Below are 14791 nucleotides of genomic sequence, written 5' to 3'. Positions count from 1 at the left end.
CGCCCCCAGTCCTCCTCCTGCGCCACCCTCCCCGCGCTGCCCGCCCTGCCCCGCCTCGCGGGTCACCGGTGCACGACGACCCTGTCGCCGACCCGCACCTGAGCGAACAGCCGCGAGACCGCCGCCTCGTCCCGCACGTTGACGCACCCGTGCGAGCCGCCCGCGTAGCCGCGCTCCGCGAAGTCGTAGGAGTAGTGCACGGCCTGGCCGCCGCTGAAGAACAACGCGTAGGGCATGGGGGAGTCGTAGAGCGTCGAGACATGGTGCCGCGACTTCCAGTAGACCCGGAACACACCCTCGCGGGTGGGTGTGTACTCCGTTCCGAACCGCACCGCCATCGTCGACAGCGTCCGCCCGTCCACCATCCAGCGCAGCGTCCGGGTGGTCTTGTCGATGCACAGCACCCGGCCGGTCAGGCAGCGCGCGTCGGGCGGCCCGGCCGGCTGCCCGCCCATCAGGTACAGCTCCCAGCGGCCCGGCTCGTGCGTCATCCCGAGCAGCCGCTGCCAGGTGACCGTGTCGGTCCGCCCCGTCCGTGGCAGTCCGCGCTTGTCCTGGAAACCCTTGACGGCCTGTTCGGTCAGGTCGTCGTAGGACCCGGTGGGCCCGTCGAACAGCCAGCCGATCTGGCGCAGCCGGGCCTGGAGTTCGCGCACGTCACGGCCGCTGTCGCCGCGGGACCACAGGACCTGGGCGGTGGCGCGGCCCGGGGTCCCGCCCTCGCCCGCGTCGCCGGGGGCGGTCGTGCGGCCGCCGGGAGCCGTGGTGCGGCCGCCGGGCGACCCGGTGTCCGGGATCTCGATGTGCACCGGCGAGCGCGGCCGCCCGTCCGCGTCCGGGGGCTGCACCGTACAGCCGCACACGACGGCCAGTGCCGCGGCCGCCGCGACGGCGGCGACCGCTGTCCTCGTGCCCCTGCTCCGCATGGCGCCCCCCGTTGTCCCACCGGTGCCCGCGGCCGCCGGTACACCGGAATGTCTCCCCGCACGTGACGGGTGGCGAACCAGGGGGCAAGGTGGGGAGACAGAACGATGTTCCCGGCTGTGAGATAGCTCCCAGCCGGGGGCACTCCACCCGACGCACGGCCGCCGCTACAGTCCGTGGCGGGAGTTGGCGGTACTGACGGGTAACCGGCGAGTAACAAGGAAACGCGGAGGCACACACCATGGCGCGCGAGTCGGAGTCGGGGCTGCCCATCGAGCCGGTCTACGGACCGGACGCCCTGAAGGGCTGGGACCCGGCCGAGAAGCTGGGCGAGCCGGGTACCTACCCGTTCACCCGCGGTGTGTACCCCACCATGTACACGGGCCGCCCTTGGACCATGCGCCAGTACGCCGGTTTCGGCACGGCGGTCGAGTCCAACGCCCGCTACAAGCAACTGATCGCCAACGGCACGATGGGCCTGTCCGTCGCCTTCGACCTGCCCACCCAGATGGGCCACGACTCCGACGCGCCGATCGCGCACGGCGAGGTCGGCAAGGTCGGCGTGGCCATCGACTCGATCGACGACATGCGGGTGCTGTTCGGCGGCATCCCGCTGGACAAGGTGTCGACGTCGATGACGATCAACGCCCCCGCGGCGCTCCTGCTCCTGCTGTACCAACTGGTGGCGGAGGAGCAGGGGGTCGGCGCCGACCGGCTGACGGGCACGATCCAGAACGACGTGCTGAAGGAGTACATCGCGCGCGGGACGTACATCTTCCCGCCCAAGCCCTCCCTGCGGCTGATCGCGGACATCTTCAAGTACTGCCGGGCCGAGATCCCGAAGTGGAACACGATCTCGATCTCGGGCTACCACATGGCCGAGGCGGGCGCGTCCCCCGCGCAGGAGATCGCGTTCACCCTCGCCGACGGCATCGAGTACGTCCGCACGGCGGTCGCGGCCGGCATGGACGTCGACGACTTCGCCCCGCGCCTGTCGTTCTTCTTCGTCGCCCGTACGACGATCCTGGAGGAGGTCGCCAAGTTCCGCGCGGCCCGCCGGATCTGGGCGCGTGTGATGAAGGAGGAGTTCGGCGCGAAGAATCCCAAGTCGCTGATGCTGCGCTTCCACACGCAGACGGCGGGCGTGCAACTGACGGCGCAGCAGCCCGAGGTGAACCTGGTCCGGGTCGCCGTCCAGGGCCTGGCGGCGGTTCTGGGCGGCACCCAGTCGCTGCACACCAACTCCTTCGACGAGGCCATCGCGCTGCCCACCGACAAGAGCGCGCGTCTGGCGCTGCGCACCCAGCAGGTCCTGGCGTACGAGACGGACGTGACCGCGACGGTGGACCCGTTCGCCGGGTCCTACGTCGTCGAGAAGATGACGGACGACGTCGAGGCGGCCACCGTCGCATTGATGCGGAAGGTCGAGGACCTCGGCGGGGCGGTCTCGGCGATCGAGCACGGCTTCCAGAAGCAGGAGATCGAGCGCAGCGCCTACCGCATCGCCCAGGAGACCGACTCCGGCGAGCGGGTCGTGGTCGGCGTCAACCGCTTCGAACTCGACGAGGAGGAGCCCTACGAGCCGCTCCGCGTCGACCCCGCCATCGAGGCCCAGCAGGCCGAACGCCTGGCCAGGCTGCGCGCCGAGCGTGACCAGACGGCGGTGGACACGGCCCTGTCCGCCCTGAAGAAGGCCGCCAAGGGCGAGGACAACGTCCTGTACCCGATGAAGGACGCGCTGCGGGCCCGGGCGACGGTCGGCGAGGTGTGCAACGCGCTGCGCGAGGTGTGGGGCAACTACGTGCCGAGCGACGCGTTCTGAGCGACGGCCGCCCCGCGCCGGAGGGGCGGCCGGACCGCCCGTCTCGTCCCCCGGAATCCGGCACCGCGGTGCCGGATCCGCGTGCGACACTCCCTGCCATGTTCGGAGTCATCCACCTCCCCACCTATCTGGCAGGGCTCGTCCTCATCGTCCTGCTCCCCGGCCCCAACTCGCTGTACGTGCTCTCCGTCGCCGCCCGGCGCGGGATACGCGCCGGGTACACCGCCGCGGCGGGCGTCTGGTGCGGGGACACCGTGCTCATGACGCTGGGGGCGGCCGGGGCCGCCTCCCTGCTCAAGGCGAACCCGGTGGTGTTCGGGATCGTGAAGTACGCCGGCGCCGGGTATCTGACCTGGCTCGCGGTCGGCATGCTGCGGGCCGGCTGGGGGATGTGGCGGACGCGACGCGAGACGCCGGCGGTCGAGGACTCCGCCCCGGCGGCCGCCGACGAGCGGCCGTTCCGGCGCGCCTTCGTCGTCAGCCTGTTCAACCCCAAGGCGATCCTGTTCGTCATCGCCTTCTTCGTGCAGTTCGTCGACCCGGCCTACGCCTATCCGGCCCTCTCCTTCGTTCTCCTCGGCGCCCTGCTCCAGCTGGCCAGCTCCCTCTACCTCAGCGCCCTGATCTTCGGCGGCACGAAGCTCGCCGCCGCCTTCCGCCGCCGCAGGCGCCTGTCGGCGGGGGCGACGTCGGCGGCGGGCGCCCTGTTCCTCGGCTTCGCGGTGAAGCTGTCGCTGTCGAGCGTGTAGCGCGGCAGATTGCCTGCCGGCGGCGTCGCCATCGCGGGATCCCGGTGAGCCGGGCGCCCTTGGGACGCGGGAAGGCCCCGCCCCCGTGAGTCCGGCTGTCCGGGCGGGGCGGGGCCTTTCGATGTGCGTACAGGCGCGGCCGGTTCAGCCGAGCAGGCGCCGCAGGTTCAGCCTGCCCCACAGCAGGCTGGCGCTGAACGACAGGGCCATGACCGTGACCAGCAGACCGACCAGGAGCAGTCCCGCCACCGGTCCGCTCAGGTCCGGCGACACCAGCGGGGCGACGACCTCCTCGACGAACAGCACATGCACCATGTACGCGCCGAGCGCGGCACCGGCCAGCTTCTGCAGGAGCGGCCGCAGCTTCTCCGGGATCCGGATCCTGTTGATCAGGAGCAGCACGCAGAGGGTCAGGACGGCGACGAACAGGTGCGCGTTGGGGATCACGTAATGGACCTGCGTGTTGTACCAGAGGCACCCGGCCATGGCGAGCGGCGTCAGGACGAACAGCGGCCAGCGCCACCGTACGACTCCGGCGGGGAGGGCGATCAGGAACGCGCCTCCGACCGCGTACACCAGCGAGTAGGTGCCGAACCCCCAGGTCACCGTCGGCATCTTGTGATCCGTGAACTCGCCGAGCGTGGACAGCACGCTCGGCGCGACGGCGATGCCGAGCAGCGCCGCTCCCAGGCCCCAGGGCCGCTTCCCGGCCTTGACCAGCATCGCGAACGCGAGCAGCGCGGTGATCGGGATGTAGCTGTACATGAACCACAGGTGGTAGGCGGGCCGCACGGAGCCGAAGAGGGAGTCCACCGCCAGCTCGGTCATCGGCCGCTCGTTGCGGTCCCGCAGCCAGGCCCACACCAGGTAGACCGCCGTCCACACGAAGAGCGGAACGGTGTTGCGGACGATCCTCTTCCACATCCGGGCGCTGTCGCGTGGGGGCGCGCCGACCAGCACGGCCCAGCCGGCGATGGCGAAGTACGTGGGAACGGCGAACGCGTGGATCCCCTCGACCACGTGTCCCGCCCAGTACGACCCGGAGCCGCCCGCTTGGTTGTTGCCGACGGACTTGATGAACTGGGCGCCCGTGTGCCCCAGCATGACCATGGCGGAACAGACCAGCCGCATCAGGTCGACGTCGAAGCGGTGTTCCCGCGGTGGGGCGGCCTGCTCGGACGAGGCGCTTCTCTGCTGCGGCACGTGTACGGCTATGTCATTGGGCACTGCGCAACTCTCGGGAAGTCCGGTGTACGGGAGTTGAAGAGCGGATGGCGCCGCTGCGTCCGGTGGGACTCGGTTGGCCGTCCGGGGCGGGTGGGGCGGGCTGGGGCCACTGGGGCGGGTGGGACGGAGGGTGAAGGAGACGGCCCTCCGCCCGCGTCACCCCATCCGGGCGCCGCGCCGTACCGCCCTGCGCACCACGCGCTTCGCACGGCTCACCTGGAGCTTCGCGCGCGACCGCGGCCGGCTGCCGGGAAGGCCGAGTTCGGCCAGCCGCAGCTCGGGGAAGTAGTGGCCGGGGCTGCCGGCCAGGTTGCTCCGCAGCCACTGGGCCGTCGACTCCCGCAGCTTCGGGTACGCCTTGGGCTGCATGCAGAAACCGATCGCCCGGACCAGCGGTGACAACGTCTCGGGGGCCGTGCCGATCAGAGCCGGGGTCTCCTCGCGCTCGAGGTCGGGCACCAGGTGGTCGACCACGGCCAGGGGCACGCGGTTGCTGTTCGGGTACGGCTTGAGGCGCCGCATCACCTGCGCGGTCCCGACCCGCGCGACCGGCACGTCGTAGTAGGCGGAGGCGGTCACCATCGCCGTCGAGAAGCAGCCGACGACGAGTTCGGGACGGCAGTGGTGGTAGAGCGTCTCGGCCAGCAGCGGCGCGTCCAGCACGGTGAGCCGGACGCCGGCGTCCGCCGCCGCCTTGCTCAGCGCCGCCGAGTAGCCGGCGGGCGCCGTCGGATGGGGCTTGAAGACCACGGACCGGTGCCCGGCGCGCACGGCCCCGGTGAGCATGCGGACGTGGAGGTCCTCCTCCTCCTGGGCGCTCAGGATGTTGATCGCCGCCAGGTACTGGCCGAGCAGCACCGCCGTCGGCGCCTCCTGGAGGACGGGCGCCAACCGCGGGTCGTCCGCCGCGTCCTGGGAGATCTCGTCGAGCACGCCGCGGAACGCCTGGTCCGGGACGATCTCGGGCTCGACGCCGTACTCGGACAGCAGCAGCGGTTTCAGGCCGGGGATCAGGTCGAGGTGGAGCAGTCGCCGGATGCGGCACGCGATGGTCAGCGGCAGCTTGTCCCGGGTCGGGCCGTAGCTCATGAGGCCGTCGGCGTACACATGGACGGCGCTCTCGGAGAAGATCGCCGCCAGCGCGCGGGCCGGGTTCACCTGGATCGACTCGACGGCGAGCTCGACCAGGTCCCGTTCGCCGATGCCCCACAGCAGACGGAACGCCCGCTGCCACACCACCGTGTCGTTCCCCCGCGGACCCCAGGCACTGGGGTGGTACGGGCTGATCGCCTCGTTCCAGCTGACCACCGAGTCGAACCGGCCGGCTATGCGCTCGTAGCCGTGCATCTCGTCGAGGCGCAGGGCCGTCTCCGGCACGGCGGCGTTGTTGGAGACCAGCAGGACGCGCCGGGCTCCGTCGCGCGGTCCGAACAGGCCCGCGTCGAGCGCCGCGGCGAGAGTGGCCGCTCCGTAGAGGGTCGAGACCTGGAAGATCTGGGTCTTGCGGGGCATGGTTCAGGCAGCCTTCCGCCCGTCACGCAGGCGGCTGAGCAACCTGCTCCGAGTGCTGTCCATGGTGGTGAGGGTCTCCTCGAGCGTGTCCCCGGGCATGCGGTGCAGTGCGGCCCTCGCCTCGCTCCGCAGGAGCCGGGCCGTCGCGGGCTCGTACTCGTTCGCCTTGCCGATGTGGAAGGCGATCATGGCGCAGTAGGTCCGTACGGCCTTGGGGAGGAAACGCTCGCTCTCCGGATCCCGCAGCAGATCCTGGAGCAGTGTGTCGTAGGCCGGCATGAAGTCCAGCTGACGGGAGTCCCTGATCTGGGTGAGCGAGGTCGCGACGCCCCGCCGGTAGAACACGCCGTGCACACCGAGGGAGGCGTACGTCCTGGCCTTCAGGTGCAGCCGCCAGATCCACAACCGGTCCTCGGCGGTGCGGAGTTCGGTCGCGAAGCGCATACCGCCGTCGTCGAAGAGGTGCCGGCGGTAGATCCCCGCCCAGACGAAGGGGTAGTCGACCATCGTCTCCGTGTCGGCCGGCGCTATTCCGTCGCGCGGATCCATCACGGTGTCGCGCACCGGCGCCGGGGGGCGCCGGACCACGCGCTCGGTGCCGGTCGCCTGGACGTGGTCGGTGCGTGCGAAGTCGCAGCCCAGCTCGTCCATGGCGCGCACCAGCTCGGCGAGGTGACCCGGTCCGTACCAGTCGTCGCCGTCGAGGAAGGTGATGAACTCGCCCTGCGCCGCGTCGATACCGCTGTTGCGCGCCTGGGCGATGCCCATGTTCTTCTCGTGCCGGATCACCCTGGCACCCGGATGCCTCTCCGCCCAGCGGTCGATCACCTGGGGAGTGGAGTCGGTGGAGCAGTCGTCGACGAGCAGGAACTCGAAGTCGGGATCCGCGTTGTTGGTGAGGCTTCGCAGCGTGCTCTCGGCGAACGCTCCCACATTGTGCATGGGGACGACAACGGACAGTCTCGGCACGTGGGCCTCTCACGCTCGAAGGTCGGAGATGTGGGACAGGCTGACGATGCTGGCGAAGGGGGCGGTGCCACCCGAGGCGCGGAGGTGGATTCCGCGCACATCGGCGATGAATTCTTGGTGTCTCACGCCCGGCCGAAGGCCTCCTGGAGCTCGTCGATGTTCGACCGGGTGGTTTCCCACAGGAACTTCTGCGCGTCGTGCACGTCCGCCACCGCGGCCGCGTGGTCGTCGAGGAGCGCCGCCGCCCGCTCCGTGAGCCGGGGGCCGAGTTCCCGGTCGTGCACGGACAGCCCCCACTCCTCGCGGCCGATGTCGGACAGGAAGTAGGCGAGCTTCGGGTGGGAGACGAGGCTGAGGATCGGGGTGCCGCAGCCGAAGGGGATCATCCCCGCGTGCCCGCGCATGCCGATCACCAGCCGCGCCCGGCCGTACAGGTCGCGGACGGTGTCGTTCGACATGTCGTACAGCGGCTCCACGGGCAGGCTGAGGCCGTGCTCCCGGCGCAGGTCGTGCACGAACTTCTCGTCGGCCGGCATATGGGCCGCGTAGCGCACGTCGGTCCGCTCCCGCAGCTCTCGCAGCGCGGTCGCCATCTGGGCGAGGAAGTGGCCGTAGTCATGGCCGAAGCGCAGCCCCGCGCGGTCGTAGGCGCAGTTGAGCAGGACGGTGTCGGACCGCTCCGCCGGGTCGAACCGGCCCGGCATGAGGTAGCGCGCCACCGTGGTCGGGCAGGGCTGGTAGCGCACCCGGTCGCGCAGCTCCCCGGGGAGCAGCTCGCGGACCCGCTCGATCGAGCCGTGGTTGCGCAGCCCGAAGAACGCCGACCGTTCGACGAGGGCCCGCAGGCTCTCGGCGAACCGGCCGCGGCGGTAGAGCTGTCCGTCGAACACGTTGTAGCCGACCGCGAACACCGCCAGGGGCGCGGTGATCCGGGCCAGGATCCCGTCCGGGACGTTCCACTGCCAGTGGCTGTTGCCGTTGGGGGAGGTGTCCGGGAGGAACAGCCCGCCGCCGCCCACGATCACCCCGCGCCGCGCGTTCAGCTGCTCCAGCGCCGCTTCGTCGACCAGCCGGTGCACCGGCTGCTGGTACCAGCGGCGCGGGCCGGTGTCGGTGTCGAAGCACATCCGCACGGCCTCGGGCAGGACCTTGTCCCCGGCGTTCTCCTGGCCCTCGGCGAACAGCGCCACGTGCGCCAGCTGGTCCGCGGCGACGGCCGGCTGCCGCGGTTCCGGGTCCTCCGGCCGGGTGCGCGTGTACCAGCTGTGGCACCCGGCGTCGGTGGGATCGGCGTCCAGGCCCTCGCGGGCGTACGCGTGCGCGTCCTCCTCCCGCCCGCACAGCCACGCCAGGCGGGCGAGCTGGGCGAAGGCGCGCGGGGCGACATCGGGGGACGCGGCCGCCAGCAGCAGACGCGCCTCGGCCTCGTCGTAGCGCGACAGCGCCATCAGGCAGACGCCCAGCGTCTCCTGGCAGCGGGGCGCGTCCAGCCGGTCGGCGACGACCGGGGCGAGGACGTCGACGGCCTCGTCGTAGCGGCCCTGCCGGCGGTACACGTCGGCCACCGTACGGGCCAGGTCGAGGGAGGGACGCGCCTCGAGCAGGGGCGGCGCGCAGTGCGCCAGGAGGTCGGGGTGCTTGTCGCCGGGCAGGGCGCAGTAGGCCGCCCGGAACTCCTCGTCGCTCATCTCGAAGCGGCGCCGCGTCTCGGCGGCCGGACCGTACCCGGGCGCGTCGGACGGGCCGGTGAAGTGGAGGACGGCGACGTGTGCGGGCACCGGCGTGTCGTCGTGGAGCCGGTGGGTGAGGAAGTCGTACCGCGCGTCCAGCGGAACCAGGACGTCCGCCGGCACGGGGTCCTGACCCCCGTCGCCCGCGTCGCCGGCGAGCCGGACCGCCACGGCCTCGTCCACGTCGGAGCGCTGGACGACCAGCAGGCCACCGGGCAGGACGGCACGCCGCTCACCGCCGTCCTCGTCGCACAGCAGCTGCGGGACGGCGCCCACCCCGTGGCGCATCCGCAGCAGCTCACCGATGTCCCCGAGCACGACCATGTCCGGGCTCAGGACGACGACCGTGTCGTAGCCCTGAAGCCGGAAGAGGTCCGCGCGGTCGTCCGCCCGGCGCGTGACGACACGCGGGTGCAGGCGGCGCAGCGCGTCGAACGAGGAGTCGGCCGGCCCCGGGTGCAGGACCACGAAGTCCTCGCACACGTTCGGGTTGGTCAGCGCCAGGCTGCGCAGCAGCGTGGGCAGACCGGACAGGCGCTCGGTGCCGGTGTGGACGGCGAACGCGATCCGGCGTCTGCCGGTGATGGTGCTCCGGTCGTCCGCCAAGGAGTGGGTCATCGCAGGGCGATCCTCATCTTGCTGTCGTCGACGTGTGTCGCGTGGTCCATGACCCACTCGGCTTCCCTCGGCCGCAGCCGGCCGGGCAGACCGAAGCCGATGAGGTCCAGGCGGGGGCTGACATCCAGGAAGTCCAGGAGCCTGAGGACGGTGAAGGCGGTGGTGGTCGCGGTCTCCCAGCCGTCCTCGCCCAGCAGCGCCGGGTCGGTCAGGGGCCGGCGCAGGGACGCGTCGCCGACGTGCTCCTGCGCTCCGGGCACGAGCCGTTGCCGAGTGGCGCGGCGCCACCGTGCGGCCGGGTCGCCGAACACCAGCCGGATGCCGGCCGGCTGGGTCCAGGAGGGCCCGTCCCAGGGGGCGCCGCCCCGCAACGAGACGGCGTGCAGGTCGGTGCGCTCGCCGGTGTCCTGCGCGCGGAGGCGGAACGAGTCGCAGCGCACCACCAGGTCGTAGCGGTCGATCTCGGTGCCCAGCGAGCTCCCGGCGACGTCGTCCGCGTCCGGGACCAGGCACACCGCCCGCCCCTCGATCAGACCGCGCAGCCCGCCGACGCCGATCGGAGTGGTCCCGTCGAGCAGCGGGTCGGACACCGCCGCCCGCTCGACGAGCCGCCGGTACGTGCCGTACAGCGTCAGCAGGCGCCGCACGGCGGGGTCCCCGGCGCCGTGCGCGGCCACCCGCGCTTGTACGAAGGCGGCGAACTCCGGCGCCGCGACCGCGGTGGGCTGTCCGAGCAGTTCGCGCAGCGAAGAGCCGGCCCGGGGGAAGACCGCGGCGGCAGCCTCCAGGCACGCCCGCCGGCGCCGCAGGGTGTCGACCCTGCGGACGACCTCCTGCCCCGGCTCGATGTCCTGCAGCAGCGTGAGGTGGCGCTCGTAGCACTCCAGCGCCTCGTCGCCGCGGCCGAGCCCGTCGAGGGCCAGGCCGCGCAGCCGCCAGGCCCCCCTGGACCGCTGCCGGATCCGGGTCGATGTCTCGGCCATGCCGAGGGCGAGGCCCAGCCCGCCGTCCCCGCCGGCCTCCAGAGCGCGCTCGCCGACCTTGAGCAGGGCGTCGAAGGGATCGGCCGACGGGGTGTCGAGGGAGGCGGCGTAGACGCCGATCGCCCGGGCCAGGCGGGTGTGCCGAGGCGTCGCCGGGTCGCCCCACGCCGCGAGGTACTCACCGCACAGGCGCATGCCCTGGGCGTACAGGGCCGGCCTGGCGGTCTCCTTCTGCCGTGCCTTGAACAGTCCCGCCAGGGGGTTCGACATGCGTTCCACCGTCCTCCGATCGGACGACGAATGTGCCCCAGCGTGACGGGCCGCGAGTGGCTTCCTGATGGACAGCGAGTAAACAGTCACCCCTGAACAGCCGACCGTGCGCAGGCCCTCAGCCCCGCACGGCCTTCTTCAGCGCCCGCGCCCGCCGCACCATCCGGCGCGCCGCGGCGTTGCGGGGCAGGAACGCCAGTTGCTTCGGGATGCCGCCGGGCAGCCCCAGCGAGGTGAGCCGCTTGCGCGGGAAGTAGCGCTGGGTGCGCGGGCCCAGGTGCCGCGCGAGGTAACGCTCCGCGGCCGGGCGCAGCAACCGGTGGATCTGCGGCTGCATGGTGAAACCGACGGCGGTGAGCAGGCCGTCCAGCTCGTCGGCGGGAAGGGCGTCCTCGCCCGCGCCGTGCTCCAGGTCCGGCAGTACCGCGTCGGCCAGGACGGCCGGGATCCGGTCGCTGCTCCGGTGGGGCGTCAGCCGGTCCACGAGCGCCGCGGTCCCGACGCGGGCGGTCGGCAGGCCGTAGAACGTGGACGCGGTGAACAGCGCGGTCGAGGAGCATCCCACCACCAGCGCGGGCCGGGCCTTCTCGAACAGCACCTCGGCGGGCACGGGCAGGTCCAGGACGGTGAGGTCCACGCCGAGCCGGTCGGCCTCGGCCTCAACGGCGCGGCTGTGGCGGGCCGGAGCGGTCGGGTGCGGCTTGAGGACGACCGAGCGGTGCCCGCGGGCGACCGCGCCCCGCACCATCCGCACCTGCAGGTCCTCCTCGTCCTCCTCGGCGCAGAGGCTGCCCGGCGCGGACGGGCGCCGGCCGAGCAGGAGGGCGGCGTGCTCGGGCAGCGGCGGAAGCGGCACGGCGTCGCCGATCCGGCTCAGTACCTTCGTGAACGCGTCGGCCGGCAGGGCGTGCGCGGGCACGTCGAACTCGGTCAGCAGCAGCGGGGTCAGCCCGGGCACCAGGTCCAGGTGGAGCAGCCGCCGCACCCGCGTGCCGACCAGCGGGTCGATCTTGCCGGGCGTGGGGCCGTAGCCCGCCAGCCCGTCGGCGCAGACGTCGATGGGCGCGTCGGGGAACGACTGGGCGATGGCCCGGGCCGGGTTGGCTTGGAGCGACTCCGTCACCAGGGACACACGGTCGTCGCCGAGGTCCCACAGCAGCCGCAGATGCCGCTCGAACAGCGGGAAGTCGTCGGGGCGCGGGGACCAGGCCCCGGGGTGGAAGGGGCGGATCGCCTCGTTCCACGACAGTACGCCGTCGAAGTGGTCGCGCAGCGGGGCGAAGCCCGGCATCTCGTCGACGGCGGGGGTGGTCTCCGGCGTCGCGGCGGTGTTGCACACCAGCAGCAGGCGGCGGTCCTCCCCGGGGAAGCGGTCGGACCCGATCGCGGCGGCCAGGGTGGCCGCGCCGTGCAGCGTCGAGGCGCAGAGGATCCGGGTGGTGCGGGGCATCAGGAGGCCGCCTTCGCTGCGAAGACCCGGCGGCGCAGTCGGCGCAGCCTGGCGGAACGGTTCAGATCCATGGTGTCGAGCACGTCGGTGAGCAGCTCCTGCGGCAGTCGCTTGATCGCCGCGGCGCTCATGGTCCGCAACTGCCTGGCCACCGAGGGCTCGAACCTGTCGATCCCCGACAGATGGTGGGCGATGACCGCGCAGTAGGTGCGCACCGCCTTCGGCAACAGCCGGTCGGCCTCGGGGTCGGCCGCGGTCTCCTCGATCACCTGGTCGAAGGCGCGGAGGAAGTCGAGCTGGCGCACATCGCCGATCTGCGTGAGGGAATCCTCCACCCCGCGCCGGTAGAAGACGCCCGGCAGGCCCACCACGGCGAACGACTCCGCCTCCCGGTGCAGCCGCCAGATCCACGGCCGGTCCTCGGCCGTGCGCAGACCGTCGGTGAAGTGCAGCAGCCCCCGGTCGGCCAGCCGGCGGTGGTAGACACCCGCCCACGCGTAGGGGTAGTCGACGGAAGTGGTGCGTTCGGCGGGCAGGATCGCCCGCCTCGGGTCCATCACCTCGCCCCGCCGGCCGTGCGGGACCCGCTGGATCGTGCGCGTCCGCGCGGTGCACCGCACATGGTCGGTGCGCAGGAAGTCGCAGCCCAGCTCCTCGATCGCGGCGACCAGCCGCGCGTAGTGGCCGGGCGCCAGCCAGTCGTCGCCGTCCAGGAAGGTCAGGTACTCGCCGCGCGCCGTGTCGATCCCGGTGTTGCGCGCGGTCGCGATGCCGCCGTTCTTCTCGTGTCTGACGTACACCGCCCCGGGCAGCTCGCGCTCCGCGCGCGCGAGAGCGTCCGACGTCCCGTCGTGCGAGCAGTCGTCGACGAGAATGAATTCGAAGTCCTCGCGGGCGTTCGCACGCAAGCTCTTCAAAGTGTCGGACGCGTAGGGCCGGACGTTGTAGAACGGCACGATGACGGAGAGCTTGACCACGCGGGTGACGTTAGGGCGCGGCCCCGCCGCCGCCTTTACCGCCGGCTTGAGTTTGGGTGAACGACGCGTGGCGGCGCTGTGAACCCGCCCTTCTTCCGGGCCGCCGGCGGCCCGATTCGCCATTCGGCGACGTGCTGTTAACCGTTTGTTGCGTTCGGGTTGGGCGGTTCCTAGAAATGCCTTCCTACGGTCTTCGGCGTGCCAGCCAGTGCGAAGAAGTCCCGGCGAGTCGCTGTTCTCGCGGATTCCGACACCCGGTGGAAATGGGGAGCGCTCACGGCGGACCGCTTGGTTTCCGCCGGTGTTTCCCCCGACTCGGGTGAACCGGACATCCGCCTCGACGGCTACCTGCTGCGGGGCCGTGCCACCCCCACCGCCCGCCAGCTCGAGGAGGTCGGTGTCCGCGCGGACCGTCTGCGTGAGGTCACCGCCGCCGAGTTCCTGCGCGAGATGGCGCGGGAGCCGTACGACGTCCTCGTGCTCTCCCTCGTCGGCGGCGGGGTCCAGGCGATGCTGCACGGACTGGCCCACGCCTGGCAGGGGCGCACCGAGCGGCCCGTGGTCGTCACCGGCTACGTCGGCGTCGTCTACGAGAAGCTCACCGACGGGCTGCTGCTGCGGCACGGCGCGGACCTCGTGCTCGCCAACTCCCGCCAGGACGCGGACCGTTTCCGGGCCGTGTACGAGGGAGTGGGCGCCGACGCCTCGTCGGTGACCGAGGTGGCGCTGCCGTTCCTCGGCGGCGCCGCGCACACCCCGGACCGTGCGGAGGACGACCCCTACACGGTCGTCTTCGCCGCGCAGCCCTCCGTGCCGCAGACCCGCGCGGACCGCGACTACCTGCTGGACCGGCTGATCGGGCACGCCCGCCGGCACCCCGGGCGCGAGGTGCTGCTCAAGCTCCGCTCCAAGCCGGGCGAGCACACCACGCACATCGAGGAACTGCCGTACCAGAAGCTGGCCCAGCGCAAGGACCTGCCCGCCAACCTCCGCCTGGTGTACGGGAACATGGGCGAGGTCCTGGACCGCACCGACCTGCTGGTCACGGTGAGTTCCACGGCCGCCCTGGAGTCCCTGCACCGGCGCATCCCCACCGTCGTCCTGACCGACCTCGGGGTGCGGGAGGCGCTCGGCAACCACCACTTCGTGGGCTCCGGCTGCCTGGCCTCCTGGGACCAGCTCGACGACGGGTACGAGCCCGAACCCGACCCGTGGTGGGTGGCCCGCCAGGGCGTCGCCACCGGAGACACCTACGAGGCCGCCTTCGACCGGGCCCGCCACCGCGTCGACGAACTGCTCGGCGCCGATGAACTCCCGCCGCTGAAGCCCTACTACACCCCTGTCACCGCTCCCGGCTACCTGCCCGGCGTGCTCGCCCGCCACCACCTCGCCCCCGACGGCGGCCCGCTGCCGGGCGCGCCATCCGCCGACCGGGCGCCCGGCCCGGTGCGCCGGATCTTCCGCCATGCGGCCCGCGGCGCCTACCGCCACGGCGTGCAGCGCGTGGCGCCCGTGATCCGGCGGATGGGGGAGCTGTGAGCGACCGCGTCCCACCTCAAG

Annotated in this window: 11 protein-coding genes; 3 read left to right on the top strand and 8 right to left on the bottom strand. The window is 72.3% G+C overall.

The features are described from left to right. Window positions 1-62: 62 nt before the first annotated feature. On the bottom strand, window positions 63-926 hold the full coding sequence (locus ACTYVM_RS19475; RefSeq protein ID WP_445527120.1) for a L,D-transpeptidase family protein: 864 nt from the start codon (window positions 924-926) through the stop codon (window positions 63-65). A 239-nt stretch (window positions 927-1165) separates the two neighbouring features. On the opposite strand from ACTYVM_RS19475, the gene ACTYVM_RS19470 reads away from it, so the two are divergent. Both ACTYVM_RS19470 and leuE read left to right on the top strand, forming a co-directional pair. Continuing rightward, window positions 1166-2746 carry an acyl-CoA mutase large subunit family protein gene (locus ACTYVM_RS19470; RefSeq protein WP_400028734.1) on the top strand — a complete coding sequence of 527 codons (1581 nt, stop codon included), beginning with the start codon at window positions 1166-1168 and terminating at the stop codon, window positions 2744-2746. A 98-nt stretch (window positions 2747-2844) separates the two neighbouring features. After that, on the top strand, window positions 2845-3495 hold the full coding sequence (gene leuE, locus ACTYVM_RS19465; protein WP_445527119.1) for a leucine efflux protein LeuE: 651 nt from the start codon (window positions 2845-2847) through the stop codon (window positions 3493-3495). A gap of 144 nt (window positions 3496-3639) precedes the next feature. Here leuE and ACTYVM_RS19460 read toward each other — a convergent pair whose 3' ends face one another. The 7 genes from ACTYVM_RS19460 to ACTYVM_RS19430 all read right to left on the bottom strand — a co-directional run bounded on the left by ACTYVM_RS19460 (window position 3640) and on the right by ACTYVM_RS19430 (window position 13231). Next, on the bottom strand, window positions 3640-4722 hold the full coding sequence (locus ACTYVM_RS19460) for an acyltransferase (protein ID WP_445527118.1): 1083 nt from the start codon (window positions 4720-4722) through the stop codon (window positions 3640-3642). 156 nt (window positions 4723-4878) lie between these two features. Beyond that, complete coding sequence (locus tag ACTYVM_RS19455; RefSeq protein ID WP_445527117.1) at window positions 4879-6234, bottom strand: polysialyltransferase family glycosyltransferase; 1356 nt, start codon at window positions 6232-6234, stop codon at window positions 4879-4881. 3 nt (window positions 6235-6237) lie between these two features. Further along, entirely contained in the window at window positions 6238-7203 is a 966-nt protein-coding gene (locus ACTYVM_RS19450; RefSeq protein ID WP_400028738.1) for a glycosyltransferase family 2 protein, read from the bottom strand. 122 nt (window positions 7204-7325) lie between these two features. Then, the gene (locus ACTYVM_RS19445) at window positions 7326-9551 is read right to left on the bottom strand and encodes a polysaccharide pyruvyl transferase family protein (protein ID WP_445527116.1); all 2226 of its coding nucleotides are present in this window, start codon (window positions 9549-9551) and stop codon (window positions 7326-7328) included. Then, window positions 9548-10804, bottom strand: a complete 1257-nt coding sequence (locus ACTYVM_RS19440) for a hypothetical protein (protein ID WP_445527115.1) — start codon at window positions 10802-10804, stop codon at window positions 9548-9550. The genes ACTYVM_RS19445 and ACTYVM_RS19440 overlap by 4 nt, the downstream gene beginning before the upstream one ends. 118 nt (window positions 10805-10922) lie before the next feature. Then, window positions 10923-12254: a polysialyltransferase family glycosyltransferase gene (locus ACTYVM_RS19435; protein WP_445527114.1), complete on the bottom strand. Its 1332-nt coding sequence runs from the start codon at window positions 12252-12254 to the stop codon at window positions 10923-10925. Further along, window positions 12254-13231: a glycosyltransferase family 2 protein gene (locus ACTYVM_RS19430; protein WP_445527113.1), complete on the bottom strand. Its 978-nt coding sequence runs from the start codon at window positions 13229-13231 to the stop codon at window positions 12254-12256. The genes ACTYVM_RS19435 and ACTYVM_RS19430 overlap by 1 nt, the downstream gene beginning before the upstream one ends. A 198-nt stretch (window positions 13232-13429) precedes the next feature. On the opposite strand from ACTYVM_RS19430, the gene ACTYVM_RS19425 reads away from it, so the two are divergent. Next, entirely contained in the window at window positions 13430-14770 is a 1341-nt protein-coding gene (locus ACTYVM_RS19425) for a DUF6716 putative glycosyltransferase (RefSeq protein WP_445527112.1), read from the top strand. Window positions 14771-14791 lie beyond the last annotated feature (21 nt).

The sequence above is a fragment of the Streptomyces cyslabdanicus genome, from assembly GCF_052663305.1.
Note: the sequence above shows the minus strand (reverse complement) of the source record. Positions and strands in the feature narration are given on the sequence as shown.

What these genes read in the sequence shown, in the direction of transcription:
- ACTYVM_RS19475 (WP_445527120.1), bottom strand. Translation starts at nt 926, where the DNA reads ATGCGGAGCAGGGGCACGAGGACAGCGGTCGCCGCCGTCGCGGCGGCC.
- ACTYVM_RS19470 (WP_400028734.1), top strand. Translation starts at nt 1,166, where the DNA reads ATGGCGCGCGAGTCGGAGTCGGGGCTGCCCATCGAGCCGGTCTACGGA.
- leuE (WP_445527119.1), top strand. Translation starts at nt 2,845, where the DNA reads ATGTTCGGAGTCATCCACCTCCCCACCTATCTGGCAGGGCTCGTCCTC.
- ACTYVM_RS19455 (WP_445527117.1), bottom strand. Translation starts at nt 6,234, where the DNA reads ATGCCCCGCAAGACCCAGATCTTCCAGGTCTCGACCCTCTACGGAGCG.
- ACTYVM_RS19445 (WP_445527116.1), bottom strand. Translation starts at nt 9,551, where the DNA reads ATGACCCACTCCTTGGCGGACGACCGGAGCACCATCACCGGCAGACGC.
- ACTYVM_RS19440 (WP_445527115.1), bottom strand. Translation starts at nt 10,804, where the DNA reads ATGTCGAACCCCCTGGCGGGACTGTTCAAGGCACGGCAGAAGGAGACC.
- ACTYVM_RS19435 (WP_445527114.1), bottom strand. Translation starts at nt 12,254, where the DNA reads ATGCCCCGCACCACCCGGATCCTCTGCGCCTCGACGCTGCACGGCGCG.